The 15,740-nt window shown below is 66.1% G+C and carries 16 protein-coding genes; 6 read left to right on the forward strand and 10 right to left on the reverse strand.

Annotated features, from left to right (window positions below; genetic code table 11):
* Positions 1-161: 161 nt before the first annotated feature.
* Complete coding sequence (locus tag JEY66_RS31010; RefSeq protein ID WP_018270517.1) at positions 162-794, reverse strand: TetR/AcrR family transcriptional regulator; 633 nt, start codon at positions 792-794, stop codon at positions 162-164.
* Positions 795-1,002: 208 nt separating this feature from the next.
* Between JEY66_RS31010 and JEY66_RS31015 the strand changes: the two genes are divergently transcribed.
* The 5 genes from JEY66_RS31015 to JEY66_RS31035 all read left to right on the forward strand — a co-directional run bounded on the left by JEY66_RS31015 (position 1,003) and on the right by JEY66_RS31035 (position 5,839).
* The gene (locus JEY66_RS31015) at positions 1,003-1,209 is read left to right on the forward strand and encodes a ferredoxin (RefSeq protein WP_018270516.1); all 207 of its coding nucleotides are present in this window, start codon (positions 1,003-1,005) and stop codon (positions 1,207-1,209) included.
* Positions 1,210-1,283: 74 nt separating this feature from the next.
* Positions 1,284-2,510 (forward strand): cytochrome P450, encoded by a 1,227-nt coding sequence (locus JEY66_RS31020; RefSeq protein ID WP_018270515.1) that lies wholly within the window; start codon positions 1,284-1,286, stop codon positions 2,508-2,510.
* Between the two features lie 81 nt (positions 2,511-2,591).
* The gene (locus tag JEY66_RS31025; RefSeq protein ID WP_016842877.1) at positions 2,592-3,914 is read left to right on the forward strand and encodes an MFS transporter; all 1,323 of its coding nucleotides are present in this window, start codon (positions 2,592-2,594) and stop codon (positions 3,912-3,914) included.
* Positions 3,915-3,927: 13 nt separating this feature from the next.
* On the forward strand, positions 3,928-4,590 hold the full coding sequence (locus JEY66_RS31030; RefSeq protein WP_016842878.1) for a sulfite oxidase-like oxidoreductase: 663 nt from the start codon (positions 3,928-3,930) through the stop codon (positions 4,588-4,590).
* A 28-nt stretch (positions 4,591-4,618) separates the two neighbouring features.
* Positions 4,619-5,839 (forward strand): bifunctional alpha/beta hydrolase/OsmC family protein, encoded by a 1,221-nt coding sequence (locus JEY66_RS31035; protein ID WP_018270514.1) that lies wholly within the window; start codon positions 4,619-4,621, stop codon positions 5,837-5,839.
* A 224-nt stretch (positions 5,840-6,063) separates the two neighbouring features.
* On the opposite strand, the gene pdxR is transcribed toward JEY66_RS31035, so the two are convergent.
* A complete protein-coding gene (gene pdxR / locus JEY66_RS31040; RefSeq protein ID WP_018270513.1) occupies positions 6,064-7,521 on the reverse strand; it encodes a MocR-like pyridoxine biosynthesis transcription factor PdxR in 1,458 nt (485 codons plus the stop codon).
* Positions 7,522-7,602: 81 nt separating this feature from the next.
* Here pdxR and JEY66_RS31045 point away from each other — a divergent pair, with 81 nt between their 5' ends.
* Positions 7,603-8,511: a DMT family transporter gene (locus JEY66_RS31045; protein ID WP_018270512.1), complete on the forward strand. Its 909-nt coding sequence runs from the start codon at positions 7,603-7,605 to the stop codon at positions 8,509-8,511.
* A gap of 155 nt (positions 8,512-8,666) precedes the next feature.
* Here the strand turns inward: JEY66_RS31045 and JEY66_RS31050 are convergent, their stop codons facing one another.
* From JEY66_RS31050 to paaC, 8 genes are all read right to left on the reverse strand, one after another.
* Positions 8,667-9,722 (reverse strand): YeeE/YedE family protein, encoded by a 1,056-nt coding sequence (locus JEY66_RS31050; protein WP_018270511.1) that lies wholly within the window; start codon positions 9,720-9,722, stop codon positions 8,667-8,669.
* A gap of 25 nt (positions 9,723-9,747) precedes the next feature.
* Positions 9,748-10,761 (reverse strand): quinone oxidoreductase family protein, encoded by a 1,014-nt coding sequence (locus tag JEY66_RS31055; protein ID WP_026192482.1) that lies wholly within the window; start codon positions 10,759-10,761, stop codon positions 9,748-9,750.
* Positions 10,762-10,885: 124 nt separating this feature from the next.
* Positions 10,886-11,209 (reverse strand): GIY-YIG nuclease family protein, encoded by a 324-nt coding sequence (locus JEY66_RS31060; protein ID WP_026192481.1) that lies wholly within the window; start codon positions 11,207-11,209, stop codon positions 10,886-10,888.
* A gap of 133 nt (positions 11,210-11,342) precedes the next feature.
* Positions 11,343-12,674 (reverse strand): phenylacetate--CoA ligase PaaK, encoded by a 1,332-nt coding sequence (gene paaK / locus JEY66_RS31065; RefSeq protein WP_018270509.1) that lies wholly within the window; start codon positions 12,672-12,674, stop codon positions 11,343-11,345.
* Positions 12,675-12,694: 20 nt separating this feature from the next.
* The gene (paaI, locus tag JEY66_RS31070; RefSeq protein ID WP_018270508.1) at positions 12,695-13,150 is read right to left on the reverse strand and encodes a hydroxyphenylacetyl-CoA thioesterase PaaI; all 456 of its coding nucleotides are present in this window, start codon (positions 13,148-13,150) and stop codon (positions 12,695-12,697) included.
* 96 nt (positions 13,151-13,246) lie between these two features.
* Positions 13,247-14,323 carry a 1,2-phenylacetyl-CoA epoxidase subunit PaaE gene (gene paaE / locus JEY66_RS31075; RefSeq protein WP_018270507.1) on the reverse strand — a complete coding sequence of 359 codons (1,077 nt, stop codon included), beginning with the start codon at positions 14,321-14,323 and terminating at the stop codon, positions 13,247-13,249.
* 2 nt (positions 14,324-14,325) lie between these two features.
* Positions 14,326-14,829 (reverse strand): 1,2-phenylacetyl-CoA epoxidase subunit PaaD, encoded by a 504-nt coding sequence (gene paaD, locus JEY66_RS31080; protein ID WP_018270506.1) that lies wholly within the window; start codon positions 14,827-14,829, stop codon positions 14,326-14,328.
* The gene (gene paaC / locus JEY66_RS31085) at positions 14,823-15,599 is read right to left on the reverse strand and encodes a 1,2-phenylacetyl-CoA epoxidase subunit PaaC (protein ID WP_018270505.1); all 777 of its coding nucleotides are present in this window, start codon (positions 15,597-15,599) and stop codon (positions 14,823-14,825) included. Before paaC ends, paaD begins: the two co-directional genes overlap by 7 nt.
* Positions 15,600-15,740 lie beyond the last annotated feature (141 nt).

A 15,740-nucleotide genomic window follows, 5' to 3' on the forward strand; every position in this document is an offset into this window, starting at 1 on the left:
GGAGGCGCCAACGGGTCCGCGCGAAGCGCGGCCCGATGACAGGCTCCGCGCCGTCGCGAACCATGAGGCCCGGTCCGTGGACTCGTCCTTCGAGACGCTTGCTGCGCAAGCTCCTCAGGATGAGGTGATGAATCTGTTGATGCGGCCCCAAGACGCGAAGCCTACGCCCTATCCTCCGTCGCCTGCAGCGCCACCGTGAGTGCCGCCTTGGTCTGCTCGACGATTTCGTCCAGCAACTCCTCGCGGCTGATCTGCGCGGACTCGCCGGTGAGCAGGCCCTGCTCGGCGAGCATCACGATGCCGTGCAGCCCGGCCCAGATCTTCAGCGCCTGCCGCTCGCGCAGCAGCCCGACCGCGGGCGCCTCGAACGACTCGATCAGCAGCGCCAGCGTTTCCATCGCCGCGGTGTGCAGCTCGCTGCCCTTGGGCGCGCAGGCCATGGTGCGCGACGCGAACATCAGCCGGTAGATGCCGTGGCGCTCGAGCCCGAAGGCGAGCGCGGCCTGGGCAAAGCGCGACAGCTTCGAGCCTTTGCCCGACTGCTCGATCGCCTCGCGCATGATCACGTTGAACTGCCGGAACGCTTCCGCGGTCACCGCCTCCAGCAGCGCCTCGCGGTCGGCGAAATGCCGGTACGGCGCCGGCTGCGAGACGCCGAGCTGCTTGGCCAGCGCCTTGATGCTGATCGCCTCGGGACCACCGAGCTCGACCTCGCGTAACGCGGCCTGGATCAGGGCTTCGCGGAGGTCGCCATGGTGGTAAGTTTTGAACGGCTTACGAACGATTTGTCCCATTGCGGCAATGATCGCTGAATTTTCGCTTGACGCGCAAGCGCGACGATAATGTAATATACTATAACTTGGTGATCCGGTTAAGAGGCCGGCCGCCCAAGCAAGCCAAGAACTTGCCTAAACAAGAACTTGCCTAAGCAAGACTTGCATAAACTGGAATGAGGAACCGGGCGCAACCCACAATGCGCCAGAGCCGAGGGAGGGTGCTTGCATGTCCAAGCTCAGAATCCGCGTCGACCAGAACAAGTGCCAGGGTCACGCCCGCTGCAAATCACTCGCCCCCGAACTGTTCGAGCTCGACGAATACGGCAACGCCCATGAGGTCGGCGACGGCACCGTCCCGGCCGGGCTCGAGGACAAGGCCTGGCTCGCGCAGACCAATTGCCCGGAAATCGCGATCGAAGTCACCGAGGAATAACGGCGAGCCGGGAACGGCCGCGCGCCGCCCGTTGAGCCGACCAGCGTTTGATCGAACGAGAAGGAAACGAGCTGATGTCCGATTCCCCGTCCGCAAGCTATCTGCCCGAACATCCCCCGGTCACCGACTGGGTCCATGATTTCGACCATACCGATCCGGTCTGGACCGACGACCCGTTCCCGATCTGGGAGACGCTGCGCGCGGCTTCGCCCGTCGTACATACCGAGCGTTTCCTCGGCTGCTACATGCCGACCACCTATCAGGCGGTGAAGGAGATCGCCTACGACACCGAGCACTTCTCCTCGCGCCGCGTCATCGTGCGCGACGTCCGCCCCGAGATCACCGCCCGCGCGCCGCCGATCACCTCCGATCCGCCGGAGCACAAGCCCGCCAAGCAAGTGCTGCTGCCGCCGTTCACGCCGGACGCGATGAAGCGGCTGGAGCCGCGGGTGCGCGCGATCTGCAACGAGCTGATCGACGACTTCATCGCCGATGGCCATTGCGACGCCGCCGCGCGCTACACCAAGCACATCCCGGTGCGCGCCATCGCCCATATGCTGGGGATTCCCGAGAAGGACGGCGATCTCTTCATCAAATGGATCCACCAGATCCTCGAGCTCGGCATCAAGAACGAAGACGAGCTGATGAACGGCGTCCGCGAGATGACCGGCTACTTCGTGGCCCATCTCGAGCAGCGCAAGCTTGAGCCGGGCGACGATCTGATCTCGCAGCTGCTGCGGGCCAAGGGCCCCGGCGGCCAGCCCCTCACCGACGAGCATGTGCTCGGCTCGCTGCGGCTGCTTCTGATCGCCGGCATCGACACCACCTGGAGCGCGATCGGCTCCTCGCTCTGGCACCTCGCCAAGACGCCGGCCGATCGCGAGCGCCTGATCGCGGAGCCGGCACTGATCCCGACCGCGATCGAGGAATTCCTGCGCGCCTATTCGCCGGTGACGATGGCGCGCGAGGTGATGAAGGAGACCACGATCTCCGGTTGCCCGGTGAAGGCGGGCAACATGGTGCTGTTGTCCTTCCCCGCAGCCAATCGCGATCCCGCCATGTTCCCCGATGCGGACAAGGTGGTGATCGACCGCAAGGAGAACCGCCACGCCGCCTTCGGTCTCGGCATCCACCGCTGCGTCGGTTCCAACCTCGCGCGGATGGAAATGCAGGTCGCGATCGAGGAATGGCTGAAGCGGATCCCGGATTTCCGGCTCGATCCGGCCGGCAAGGTCGCCTGGTCGGAAGGCACGGTGCGCGGCCCGCGTCAACTGCCCGTTCTGTTCGGCAACAACGCCTGAGGAACCGGACAGCGGTTACATCGCGTCACCCAATGAGGTAGCTTGCCCCGGAATCGAACCGACGAGTCCGGGAGCAATGCCATGTCCGAACAAACCGCTCAGCCCGCGAGCGATCATCTCGACATCCACGACGTCGAGCGGCGGGTGAAGGCGATCTTCATCGGCTCGGTTGGCAATCTCGTCGAGTGGTACGATTTCTACGCCTACACGGCGTTTGCGCTGTATTTCGCGCCGGCGTTCTTCCCGCACAGCGATCCGGTGGTGCAGCAGCTCAATGCCGCCGTGCTGTTTGCCGCGACCTTCCTGATGCGCCCGCTCGGCGGCTGGCTGTTCGGCTTCATCGCCGACCGCTATGGCCGGCGGCTGTCGTTGACGCTCTCGGTGGTCTGCATGTGCTTCGGCTCGCTGATCATCGCGGTGACGCCGACCTATGCCACGATCGGCATCGCGGCCCCGGCGATCCTGGCGCTGGCCCGCGTCATCGAGGGCCTGAGCCTCGGCGGCGAATATGGCGCCAGCGCCACCTATCTCAGCGAGGTCGCCGATCCCAAGCACCGCGGCTTCTACTCCAGCTTCCAATACGTCACGCTGATCGGCGGCCAGCTCACCGCGATCATCGTGCTGCTGTTGCTGCAAAAGGTGTTTTTGACGCCGGACGAGCTGAAGGCCTGGGGCTGGCGGATTCCGTTCGTGATCGGCGCCATGCTCGCGATCGTCGCGGCGGTGATGCGGCGCGGCCTGCATGAGACCGAGGCCTTCGAGGAGGCCAAGAAGGTTTCCAAGCCGACCGGCTCGATCGTCGGCCTGTTGAACTATCCGCGCGAATTGCTGCTGGTGGTCGGTCTCACCGCCGGCGGCACCGCAGCGTTCTATACCTTCACCACCTACATGCAGACCTTCGTGAAGCTGTCGGTCGGCCTCACCGAGGACCAGACCACCTTCGTGATCTTCGGCTCGCTGATTTTCGCGACCATCCTGCAACCGATCTATGGCGGACTCTCCGATAAAATCGGTCGCAAGCCGCTGCTGATCTTCTTCGGCATCGCCGGCACGCTCGGCACGATCCCGATCCTGACCGCGCTGAAGGACACCAAGTCGCCGTTCATGGCCTTCCTTCTGATCTGCGGCGCCTGGATCTTCGTCGCCGGTTACACCTCGATCAACGCGATCGTGAAGGCCGAGCTGTTCCCGACCAATGTCCGCGCGCTCGGCGTCGGCCTGCCCTACGCCATCACGGTGTCGATCTTCGGCGGCACCGCGCCGGCGGTCGCGCTCTATTTCAAGAGCATCGGGCATGAGGACTGGTTCTATTACTATCTCAGCGGCATGATTTTCCTGTCGCTGCTGATCTATTCGACGATGCGCGATACCAAGCGCGACTCCGCGATGCATCGCCACGAGTGACGGCGCAACGCCCATGACCGACGATAGCGAACCGCCCGAGAGCAAGCTGACGCGCAGCAAGCAGCGCTGGGCACGCGAAGGCAAATTCCTCACCGGCAAGGTCACCCGGCCGCAGGAGCAGCGCCTGCCGCCGGGCCAGCACCTGACGGCGGACTGGCCGGTGCTCGATCTCGGGCTGATGCCGAACATCTCCCGGGAGCGCTGGCGGCTCGACGTCTACGGCGCGGTCGAGCAGACCATCTACTGGACCTGGCAGCAGTTCATGGCGCAGCCGCAGACGCAATTCGTCTCGGACATCCACTGCGTCACAACCTGGTCGCGCTACGACAATCAGTGGGAGGGGCTCGCCACCCGCGACCTGCTCGCCGCCTGCCAGCCGCGCGAGGGGGCGCGCTTCGTCGCGCTGCATTCGTATGACGGCTATACGACGAACCTGCCGATCGAGGACTTTGCCGCCGAGGACGCGCTGCTCGCCCATAGCTGGTCGGGCAAGCCGTTGGAGCAGGAGCATGGCGGCCCGGTGCGGCTCGTGGTGCCGCATCTGTATTTCTGGAAGAGCGCGAAGTGGCTGCAGCGCATCGAATTCCTCACCGAGGACGCGCCCGGCTTCTGGGAGGTGCGCGGCTATCACAATCGCGGTGATCCCTGGGCCGAACAGCGCTATTCTGGCGACTGACAAACCAACGAGATGATGGAGCCTGCCCGTGCCGCACGAACGCTTTCAATTCACCGGTGTGGGCGGCCATCAGCTGGCCGCCGCGCTTGACACGCCCGACGGGCCGATCAAGGCCTATGCGCTGTTCGCGCACTGCTTCACCTGCGGCAAGGACGTGCTGGCCGCAAAGCGCATCGCGGTCGCGCTCGCGGCCAAGGGCATCGCCACGCTGCGCTTCGACTTCACCGGCCTCGGCTCCAGCGAGGGCGAGTTCGCCAACTCGACCTTCTCGTCGAACGTCGCCGATCTCGTCCGCGCCGCCGACCATTTGCGCGAGACGCGCAAGGCACCCGCGATCCTGATCGGCCACAGCCTCGGCGGCGCCGCGATCCTGGCCGCCGCGGGTCAGATCCCCGAAGCCAAGGCGGTCGCCACCATCGCCGCGCCCTCCGATCCCGTCCATGTCACGCATTTCTTCAAGGACCGGATCGAGGACATCCGCACGCAGGGCGAAGGCGAAGTCTCGCTCGCCGGCCGCCCGTTCCGCATCAAGCGAGAATTCCTCGACGACGTCGCCGAGCAGAATCTGATGGCGCAGGTGAAGCAGCTGCACAAGGCGCTGCTGATCATGCATTCGCCGACCGACGACACCGTCGGCATCGACAACGCCACGCATATCTTCAGCGCCGCCAGGCACCCCAAGAGCTTCGTCTCGCTGGCCGGCGCCGATCATCTCTTGAGCGGCAAGCAGGATGCCGCCTATGTCGCCGACCTGATCGGGGCCTGGGCCGAACGCTACATCGACCTCGCGCCGCAGCCGGCGGCGGATACCGGCACTGCGCCGCGCAACGTCGTGGTGCAGGAGACCCGCGCCGGCAAGTTTCAGCAGATCGTCACGGCAGGCCCGCATCGCATGCTGGCCGACGAGCCGGTCGCGGTCGGCGGCCAGGACTCCGGCCCCGGCCCCTACGACTTCGTGCTGGCCGGGTTAGGCGCCTGCACCTCGATGACGATGCGGATGTATGCCGACCGCAAGTCGCTGCCGCTCGATCGCGTCACGGTGACGCTGACGCACAGCAAGATCTACGCCAAGGATTGCGAGGAGTGCGAGACCCGCGAGGGCATGCTCGAACAGATCGACCGCGTCATCAGGATCGAGGGCGACCTCGATGCCGACCAGCGCAAGCGGCTGATGGAGATCGCCGACAAATGCCCGGTGCACAAGACGCTGACGTCGGAGATACGGATCGTCACCAAGGAGGCGGAGTGAGCCCGCGACGTAGCGGGGAAAGGCCGAGCCGTAGCAGCATCTGGGCAGTGCCCCCTCTCACCTGTGGGCCGTCGCTGGGGGCGCGCTGAAAAATATCGAAAACAACCCCATGCAAAGGAGCCGGCGGCCGGCATTCGACCAGGCAACTGCTCGACAAGGCAACTTGACACGTCGGGCAACTCAGGGATACTATTCCATTATTCCGAAATTGTGCGAACGCCCCTCTACCCACGCGCCGCGCGCTTGCCGGTCAGGCAGTTCGCCATGATCCGCACCGCGGCGCCGATCTCGCTCTCGCGCCAGGCGGCGAAGCCGAGCAACAGGCCGTGGTCGCGCGGCCGCTCCAGCGCAAGACTCGACAGCGCGCGCACCTCGACCCCGGCGGCCACCAGCCGTGCCACGGCGTTCCGGTCCACGGTGCCGTCCTTGAAGCGGGCAATCAGCTGCATGCCGCCTGGCGGGATCTCGGCGGTGAGCACCGGATCGAGATGCCGCGTCAGCGCTGTCGCAAGATGGTCGCGGCGCCCGCGATAGATGCGCCGCATCCGCCTGACATGGGCCAGGAAATGCCCGTCGGCCATGAAGCCGGCCAGCGCCTCCTGGACATGCACGGAGGCGATCAGCCCGAGATGGCGCTGCGCGATCTCCATCGTCCGTGCCAGCTGTGGCGGCACCACCAGATAGCCGAGGCGGATATCGGCGGTCATCGCCTTGGCGAAGGTGCCGAGATAGAGCACGCGCCCCTCGCGATCGAGCCCCTGCAGCGCCGGCATCGGGCGGCTGTCATAGTGAAACTCGCCGTCGTAGTCGTCCTCGACGATCCAGGTCTTGCCGCGCTCCGCAGAGGCCAACAGCTCGGTGCGGCGCGCGACCGGCATCACCCGCCCGGTCGGGTGCTGATGCGACGGCGTGGTGAAGATCAGCTTCGGCGCGCGCGTCGCGCGCATCCGCATCATGCCCCATTGATCCAGCCTGACACCGACGACGTCGGCACCGGCGGCGCGAAACGCCGCCGCGGCGCCGGGATAGCCGGGATCCTCGGTCCACACCGCATCGCCGGCCACGATGGTGGTCGCGGCGATCAGCGTCAGCGCCGCCTGCGCCGTCGGCAGGATCAGGATCTGATCGGCCTCGGCGCGCACGCCCCTGTTGACCTCGAGGTAGTCGCACAACGCCTCGCGCAGGCCCGGCCGGTTGACCACGGTCTGGTCGTTGAAGCGGCGGCGCAGCGCGCTGCGACGCAGGCAGCGCGCCCAGATCTCGTGCGGAAACTCGCGCGCATCCGCAAGCCCGGGACGGAGCGGCCGGAAATCCGCCTGGTAGGACAGCGGCCAATCGCTATCGGAGAGCTGCAAGGCCCAAGGCGACAGCAACGGTTTGCGGGCGGCCTCGCGCTTTGGCGCCAGCGCAGGTTTGGCGAAGCGCGCCTCGATATCGTCGGTCACAACCGGCCGCCGCCGCGCCGCGACCCGCAGATATCCTTCGGCCGCCAGCTGCTCATAGGCATGCGTCACGGTGTTGCGCGCCACGTCGAGCTCGGCCGCAAGGTTGCGGCTCGACGGCAGCATGGCGCCGCTTCTGATCCGGCCGCCCGCCATCAGCGCGCGCAGCTGCTGGGTCAGCTGCGCGGCCAGCCCGGCATCGTCGGCACGCTTCAGCGCGAGCAATTCGGCAAGGATCAATCTGGCTCCTCATATCTGTCAAATCTGGCTCTTTCGAGAGCGCCAGTGCGATCCTATTCACGAGCGGTATCGCCTGCAAGGATGCCGCCCGTGAGCCCATCGCTATCCCCTGCCAAAGCCGCCGCCCTGTTCATCGTCGTCGTGCTGGCCTGGGGCATCAACTGGTCGGTCACGAAATCGCTGGTCGAGGCGGTGCCGCCGCTGTGGACCGCCTCGATCCGCAGCTGGGTCGCGCTGGCCGCCCTGCTCGTGATCCTGCGCGCCAGCGGCAATTTGATCATTCCACGGATCGCCGATGTCCCGGTCGTGCTCAGCGTCGCCCTGCTGCACATGACATTCTTCTCGACGCTGGTCGCCGCCGGCCTGCGCTATCTGCCGGCCAGCAAGGGCGTCGTGCTCGGCTACACCACGCCGCTCTGGGTCGCGCTTGCCGCGGCCGCCGCACGGACCGAACGGCTCGGAACGCTCAAGCTCGTCGGTGTCGCGTCGGGGCTCGCCGGCCTCTGCGTGATCCTCAACCCGGCATCGCTGGACTGGAGCAATCTGCATGTCATCGCCGGCGCCGGCATGATCATCATCGCGGCGATCTGCTGGGCCGCGAACATCATCTATATCCGCTCGCACCGCTGGATCGCGACGCCGCTGCAGCTCTTGCTGTGGCAGGTGCTGGTCGCGACGCTGGTGCTGACCATGACGGCGCTGGTCACCGAGGGCGTGCCCACGGTGACATGGTCGCCGCACCTCGTGCTGCTGTTCCTTTATTCCGGCTTCATCGGCACAGCGCTGGCCTATTGGGCGATGTCGATGGTCAACAAGAGCCTGCCGGCGCTGACGACCTCGCTCGGCACCACAGCGACGCCGATCGTCGGCATCGTGACCGCGGCACTCTTGCTCGGCGAGCCGATCGACCTCTCGCTGGCGATTGCCGCGGCGCTGATCGTCGGCGGGATCGCGCTGAGCTCGCTCGCGGACGCGCCTGCGCGGGCTTAGCCTAATTCTACTGCGTCATAACCGGTCTATCCCCTCATCCTGAGGAGCTTGCGCTGCAAGCGTCTCGAAGGACGAGGCCACTGGCCGGGCCGCATGGTTCGAGACGCGCTTCGCGCTCCTCACCATGAGGGATTCCTGACACAGTAGAACTAACTTCACGCCGTTGCGAGCGGCCTGACCCGCAGCGCGCCGCGCAGGCCGGCGCCGGTGCCGAGCATGATGCCGGCGATCGCGATGAGCGACGACAGCGACAGCGTCGACAGTCCGGTCAGGCCCTGCCCGACCGAGCAGCCGAACGCCATCACACCGCCTGCGCCCATCAGCGCGGCGCCGCTTGCCGAGCGCAGCATGTGCTGCGGCGAGCGGTAGCCTTCGAGCTGGAAGCGCCCGGTGGCCAGCGCCGTGACCAGGCTGCCGGCGAACACGCCGAATACGGTGACGATGCCGAAATTGAGCGTCGAGCCGGTCGACAGCATCACATATTGCAGGGCGTCGGCGATCGGCGCGATGAAGGTGAGCGACGTCACCGGCACCGGATTGAAATCATCGGCGCCGAGATAGCCGGTCGCGTACCAGCCTCCCGCCACCAGCAGGCCGACGATCAGGCCGGCCGCGATCTGTCCGAATGATTTCCGGAATGGCGCATGGGAGAAGGCGAAGATGATCAGGACGGCTGATAGCGCTGACGCCGCGACCATTCGCGCCGGCACCGCGCCGAGGCCGATGCTTGCCAGAAGCGCCGGCACCGAACTGGCGGCAACCGTGGCCTGCGAGGCCTGCACCATCGCGATCCGCACCGGGGCGATCAGGCCCTTCAGCGTCATCTCGGCGAAAATGCCGAGCACGATCACGACCACGAAGGAGCGCAGATTGCCGCGCCCGAGCAGCACCAGCGCCCGCGAGCCGCAGCCGTTCGACAGCACCATGCCGTAGCCGAACAGCAGCCCGCCGAGGAACATCACCGGCGCCGAGAAGGACGGCTGCAGATAGATCGACTTGCCGAGATCGACGAGGCCTGCCGCCGCCAAAAGCTGCGAGGCCGCGATCGCGACGCCCATCGCCAGCGCATAGGTGCGCGCCAGGCGGCCGTCGCCCTCCGCCCACCAGCCGCGCAGGCCGCTCATCATGCAGAAGCCGCTGAGCAGCCCGACCGCGCCATAGATCAGGCCGATGATCAGGGCGGCGATGATGACGATCGTGGCGGGGTCCATGCGGGTTCTCTCGGCTATCCCGTCATCACGGTCGCAAAATCACGCGGTCGCGCGACGAGCCTGCCACGGCAACAAACGCCGCCTTGGCCTGTTCCAGCGGATAGATCGCGCTCGGCTTGATCGGGAATGGCTTCAGATGTCCGCCGGCAAAGCCCGGCGCAAGCTCGCGCAACACCTCGCCGGTCGCAACCGACGACAACGCAAGCGTGTCGATGCCGACATAGGTGTGCTGGCCGCGGTAGAATTCGAGGATGTTGAACTGCACGATACGGTCGACCGCCGCGATCAGGATCTGGCGGCCGCGCAGCGCCAGCGACTTGTGCGCGGCCTGGAAATAGGGATCGCCGACCGTGTTGTAGACGATGTCGGCGCCCTTGCCGCCGGTCAGCTCGCGCACGCGAGCGGCGACGTCGGAGGTCGAGGCGTCGATCACCTCGACCGGCGAATTGCTGTGGCCCTCATAGGGCTCGCTCTTGCGCACCACGCCGATCACGCGCGCGCCGTGCCAGCTCGCGATCTGCACCGCGGCCTGCCCGACCTTGCCGTTGACGCCCATCACCAGCACGGTCTCCCCCGCCTTCGGCAGGCCGGCGCGGCGCAGGCCTTCCATCGCGGTGACGAAGGGCACGCCGATCCCGGCGGCTTCGTCCCAGGAGATGCCGGCGGGTTTCTCCACCACGGCACCGCGCTCGACCGCCAGGTGCGTGGCATGGGTGCCGTCGCGGCGGATGCCGAGGTCACCGGACGAGCCGAACACCTCGCGCCCGATAAATTCAGCGGGACCATCGATCACGACGCCGGCGTAGTCGCGACCACTGGTGCGCGGGAACACGGCATAGGGCATCAGCCCGGTCGCGGCTTTCACGTCGGACGGATTGACCGCCGCCGCCTTCACCTCGATCAAGACGTCGTTGTCGCCGCGCGAAAGTGCATGAGTCTCGACCACCGGCGCCACCGCCGCAGCGTTCTCGGCCTTTGTCAGCAGGCGGACGCAGCGCGCGTCGACAGGATGACTGTCGGGTTTGGAAGCGGATTGCATCCATATCTCCGGCTGAGGGACGTGGTGCCGCGCGCTGAAGCCCTCACCGGCCGGCTCCACGGGACTTTCATCGTAACTAACGGACTCGTGGATTAGATCAAGAGGTAATATCCCAAGGAACGCCTCAGTCTACACCACCAGGCGGGGTTGAGGGATACGGCGATCGACGCGCAGCGAGGTGTCGCAACGCGGCGAAGTCACCTCGCACAAAGGCCTCCTTTTTGGCGCGACTCCACTTCTTGAGCTTACGTTCGTTCTCGATGGCATCCGTGATGCGATCAAACCATTGGGAGAAAACCAGCGTGACGGGCCGGCGTGTCACCGTGTAGCCACCGAGTACGCCGGAGTTATGCTGAGCAATTCTGATTTCCAATGCTGTACGCGTTATTCCAATGTAAAAGCTGCCATCCGCGCACCGGAGAATATAGAGGAACGCTCCTTCGGCCATCTTTTCCACCACGTTTTCCGCTCTCACCCCTCATCCTGAGGAGCCGCGAAGCGGCGTCTCGAAGGATGCGGCCACAGACGGGCCTCATGGTTCGAGACGGCGCTACGCGCCTCCTCACCATGAGGGGATAAAGCTATTGCTTCGGCCGCTTGTCGTAAACACGTTTCGCCTTGCCGAGCGAACGCTCCAGCGTCTCGGGCGCAACGACGCGGACGCGGGTCGAGATGCCGATCGTGTTCTTGATGAAGGCGGAGACCTTCTCGGCGTGAACAACCAGCCCTTCGCCGTCCCAGCTCTCGGGCCGGGCCTCGGCGAGCACCGTCATCTCGTCCATGCGGCCTTCGCGGGTCAGCTCGATGACAAAGTGGCCGCCGCACCAATCGGTCGCCAGCAGCGCTTCCTCGATCTGGGTCGGGAACACGTTGACGCCGCGCAGGATGATCATGTCGTCGGAGCGGCCGGTCACCTTCTCCATCCGCCGCATGCCGGGCCGCGCCGTGCCGGGCAGCAGCCGCGTCAGGTCGCGGGTGCGGTAGCGGATGATCGGAAAGGCTTCCTTGGTCAGCGAGGTGAACACCAGCTCGCCCTTCTCGCCGTCGGGCAGCACCTTGCCGGTCAGGGGATCGATCACCTCCGGATAGAAGTGGTCCTCCCAGATGTGCAGGCCGTCCTTGGTCTCTACGCATTCCTGCGCGACGCCGGGACCGATCACCTCCGACAAGCCATAGATGTCGGTGGCGTCCATGTCGAACGCCTGCTCGATCTCGACGCGCATCGCGTTGGTCCAGGGCTCGGCGCCGAAGATGCCGAACTTCAGCGACGATTTGCGCGGATCGAGGCCCTGCCGCTTGAACTCGTCGAGGATCGCCAGCATGTAGCTCGGCGTCACTGTGATGATGTCGGGCCGGAAGTCGTTGATGAGCTGCACCTGCCGCTCGGTCATGCCGCCCGAGATCGGGATCACCGTGCAGCCAAGCCGCTCGGCGCCGTAATGCGCGCCGAGGCCGCCGGTGAACAGGCCGTAGCCATAGGCGTTGTGCATCAGCATGCCGGTGCGGCCGCCGGCGGCGCGGATCGAGCGCGCCATCACGTCCGCCCAGGTGTCGATGTCGGCCCTGGTGTAGCCGACCACGATCGGCTTGCCGGTCGTGCCGGAGGACGCATGGACCCGCACCAATTGCTCGCGCGGCACCGCGAACATGTCGAAAGGATAATTGTCGCGCAGATCGGTCTTCACCGTGAACGGAAATTTGGCGAGATCGGGCAGCTGCCTGAAATCGGACGGATGCACGCCGGCGGCATCGAACGCTTTCCTGTAATGCGCGACATTGTCATAGGCATGCTTGAGCGACCAGGCCAGCCGCCTGGTCTGCAGCGCCATGATCTCGTCGCGCGAGGCGCGTTCGGCCGCATCGAGCTCGGCGTGATAACCGCTGTCCTTGACTTTGAGCTTTGCCGTTGCCATCGACGTTTCCCCTGAAGCCTTTATGCCTTAATGTCCGTGTCGGGCAGCCAGGTGCCCGGTATCACGCGCGAATGCCCGCGGAATTCGGCGATCACGCTGTCGCCGGAGGTCACGCTCACGTCGTAGATTCCCGAGCGGCCGCTGCGCGAGATCTCGCGCGCGGTCGCTACCAGACGATCCCCGAGCTTGCCGGGACGGATGAAAGTGACGTTGCCCTGCGCCGCCACCGCGCGATCGTTGCGGCTGTTGCAGGCAAAGGCGAAGGCTGAATCGGCCAGCGTGAAGATGTAGCCGCCATGACAGATGCGCTGGCCGTTGACCATGTGCGGCTGCACCGTCATCGCCATCACCGCCTGCCCCGGCCTGATCTCGACGAGCTCCATGCCGAGGCCCTTGCTGGCGTCGTCTTCCTTCCACATCGCGTCGGCGCAAGCGCGGGCGACATCCTCGGGCGATAGCGTGGCCTTCACGTTCACATCGAACTCCCTGTGCGCGGGCCCGTTGCGGAGGGCCTCTTGGCGTCAAATCAGTGTTGGGCGCGACACCTTGGGTGTCAACGCGCGCGAGCAGAATTAGACGTGGTCGTAATCGACCACGACCTTCTCAGAGCACGGCTTGGCCTGACAGGTGAGGATGAACCCCGCCTTCAGCTCCCACGGCTCCAGCGAATAGTTCAGATCCATCGGCGCCTCGCCTTCGACCAGCTTGGCGCGGCAGGTCGAGCACATGCCGCCCTTGCAGGCGAACGGCAGGTCCATGCCGGCGCGCAGCGCGGCGTCGAGGATCGACTCGCCGTCGGCCACCGGGACCTCGCGGCGCTTGCCGTCGATGATCAGCCCGGCGATCGCCTTCGGCGGCGCGCCGGCGGGAACGACGACCTTCGGCCGCGGCTTGCCGCCGAACTCCGAGACGAAGCGTTCGACATGGATACGCTCGTCGGCGATGCCGATCTCGCGGCAGGTCGCCTCGATGGTCTCGCTCATCGCGGCCGGGCCGCAGACGAAGACGTGATCGACGGTTTCAGCCGGCACCAGCGAGCGCAGCAGCACCCGCACCTTCTCGCCGTCGAGCCGGCCGTGCAGGATCGGAATGTCCTGCTCCTCGCCCGAGATGACGTGGAACACCGAGAGCCGCTGCATGAAGCGGTCCTTCAGCTCCTCCAGCGCCTCGCGGAACATGACGCCCTCGGTCGAGCGGTTGCCGTAGAACAGGAAGAAGCGGCTCTCCGGCTCGCGCGCCAGCACGCCCTTGATGATCGAGAGGATCGGCGTGATGCCGCTGCCGGCGGCGAAGCCGACATAGGTCCGCGCCTCGCCCGGCGCGTGGGCGACGCCGAAACGCCCGGTCGGCGTCATCACGTCGAGCTCGTCGCCGGCCTTCAATTCCTCGGCGGCCCAGTTCGAGAATGCGCCGCCGTCGACCTTCTTCACCGCGATGCGCAGCTCGCCGTCGTCGGGACCGGAGCAGATCGAATAGGAACGGCGAACCTCCTCGCCGTCCATCATGGTGCGCAGCGTCAGATACTGGCCGGGCGTGAAGCGGTAATCGCCTTGCAGATCATCGGGAATCGCAAAGGTCATGGAGATCGCGTCCGACGCCTCGCGGCGCAGATCGCTGACGGACAGGCGGTGGAATCGGGGTGTCGACATGGTCAATGACACTTGAAGTAGTCGAAGGGTTCACGGCAGCTCTTGCAACGCCACAGCGCCTTGCAGGAGGTCGAGCCGAATTCGGAGAGCAGTTCGGTGTCGCCTGAGCCGCATTGCGGGCACGCGACCTGCTGCTCGCCGAACAGCGCGCGGCGCGAGGAACCCGGCAGCGGCGGCGCGATGCCGTATTCCTTGAGCTTGCGGCGACCGTCCTCGCTCATCCAGTCGGTGGTCCAGGCCGGCGACAGCACGGTGCGGACCTTCGGCTGATGAATGCCTTCGCGCTCCAGCGCGAGCTCGATCTCGAGCGCGATCATGTTCATGGCGGGACAGCCGGAATAGGTCGGCGTGATCGCGACCTCGACATGCCCGTCGTGGACCGCGACATCGCGCAGCACTCCGAGATCGGCGATGGTCAGCACCGGGATCTCGGGATCGACCACCTGTGCGGCCGCGCGCCAGGCGCGCCGGCGCAGATCGGCATCGCTGAGCGCAACGGTCACCATGTGGCCCCCGGAAAGGTCCGCTGCATCGATTGCAGCTCGCTGAGGAGATGGCCGAGATGCTCGCTGTGGCTGCCGCTGCGGCCGCCCTGCTGCATCCAATCGCTCTTCGGCAGCGCCAGCGTCGCCTCGTTGATGATGCCGGTGACCGTCTTCAGCCAGCGCGGCTGCAGCGCCGCCGGGTCGATCGCAATGCCGGCGTCGATCAGGCCGCGCTCGCCGTCGTCGACCGCGAACATCTCGCCGGTATAGGCCCAGAGATCGTCGATCGCGCCCTGCGCGCGGCGATGGCTCTCCTCGGTGCCGTCGCCGAGCCGGACGATCCATTCCGACGAATGCCTGACATGATAGGCGCTCTCCTTCTCCGACTTCGCCGCGATCGCGGCCAGCGTCGGATCGGACGAGGCCATCATCGCGCGCCAGCAGAGATCGGCGAATGCCGCATAGAAGAACTGCCGCACCATGGTGCGGGCAAAGTCGCCGTTCGGCTGCTCGACCAGCAGCAGATTGCGGTACTGCCTGACGTCGCGCAAATAGGCGAACTTGTCCTCGTCGTTGCCTCGGCCTTCGACCTTGGCCGCGTAGCTGTAGAGCTCGCGGGCCTGGCCGAGCAGGTCGAGGCCCATATTGGCGAGCGCCATGTCCTCTTCCAGGGCGGGCGCATGGCCGCACCATTCGGACAGCCGATGGCCGAGGATCAGCGCATCGTCGGCGCGGCGCAGCGCATAGAGCACCAGCGGGGTTTCGGAGACTTCGATGTTGGCGGTTGCCATGTTCCCTATTCCACCTGCATCCACTTGCTCGATGTCATCCTGAGGAGCCTGCGCAGCAGGCGTCTCGAAGGATGGCCGCAGTTACGATCGGGGCGTCATGGTTCGAGACGGCGCTACCGCGCCTCCTCACCATGACGGGTG

Source organism: Bradyrhizobium elkanii USDA 76 (genome assembly GCF_023278185.1).
Lineage (GTDB): Bacteria > Pseudomonadota > Alphaproteobacteria > Rhizobiales > Xanthobacteraceae > Bradyrhizobium > Bradyrhizobium elkanii.

Excerpts from the sequence above, each read along its gene's own strand:
- JEY66_RS31010 (WP_018270517.1), bottom strand. The coding sequence starts at position 794 with ATGGGACAAATCGTTCGTAAGCCGTTCAAAACTTACCACCATGGCGAC.
- JEY66_RS31015 (WP_018270516.1), top strand. The coding sequence starts at position 1,003 with ATGTCCAAGCTCAGAATCCGCGTCGACCAGAACAAGTGCCAGGGTCAC.
- JEY66_RS31020 (WP_018270515.1), top strand. The coding sequence starts at position 1,284 with ATGTCCGATTCCCCGTCCGCAAGCTATCTGCCCGAACATCCCCCGGTC.
- JEY66_RS31025 (WP_016842877.1), top strand. The coding sequence starts at position 2,592 with ATGTCCGAACAAACCGCTCAGCCCGCGAGCGATCATCTCGACATCCAC.
- JEY66_RS31030 (WP_016842878.1), top strand. The coding sequence starts at position 3,928 with ATGACCGACGATAGCGAACCGCCCGAGAGCAAGCTGACGCGCAGCAAG.
- JEY66_RS31045 (WP_018270512.1), top strand. The coding sequence starts at position 7,603 with ATGCCGCCCGTGAGCCCATCGCTATCCCCTGCCAAAGCCGCCGCCCTG.
- JEY66_RS31050 (WP_018270511.1), bottom strand. The coding sequence starts at position 9,722 with ATGGACCCCGCCACGATCGTCATCATCGCCGCCCTGATCATCGGCCTG.
- JEY66_RS31055 (WP_026192482.1), bottom strand. The coding sequence starts at position 10,761 with ATGCAATCCGCTTCCAAACCCGACAGTCATCCTGTCGACGCGCGCTGC.
- JEY66_RS31060 (WP_026192481.1), bottom strand. The coding sequence starts at position 11,209 with ATGGCCGAAGGAGCGTTCCTCTATATTCTCCGGTGCGCGGATGGCAGC.
- paaK (WP_018270509.1), bottom strand. The coding sequence starts at position 12,674 with ATGGCAACGGCAAAGCTCAAAGTCAAGGACAGCGGTTATCACGCCGAG.
- paaE (WP_018270507.1), bottom strand. The coding sequence starts at position 14,323 with ATGTCGACACCCCGATTCCACCGCCTGTCCGTCAGCGATCTGCGCCGC.
- paaD (WP_018270506.1), bottom strand. The coding sequence starts at position 14,829 with ATGGTGACCGTTGCGCTCAGCGATGCCGATCTGCGCCGGCGCGCCTGG.
- paaC (WP_018270505.1), bottom strand. The coding sequence starts at position 15,599 with ATGGCAACCGCCAACATCGAAGTCTCCGAAACCCCGCTGGTGCTCTAT.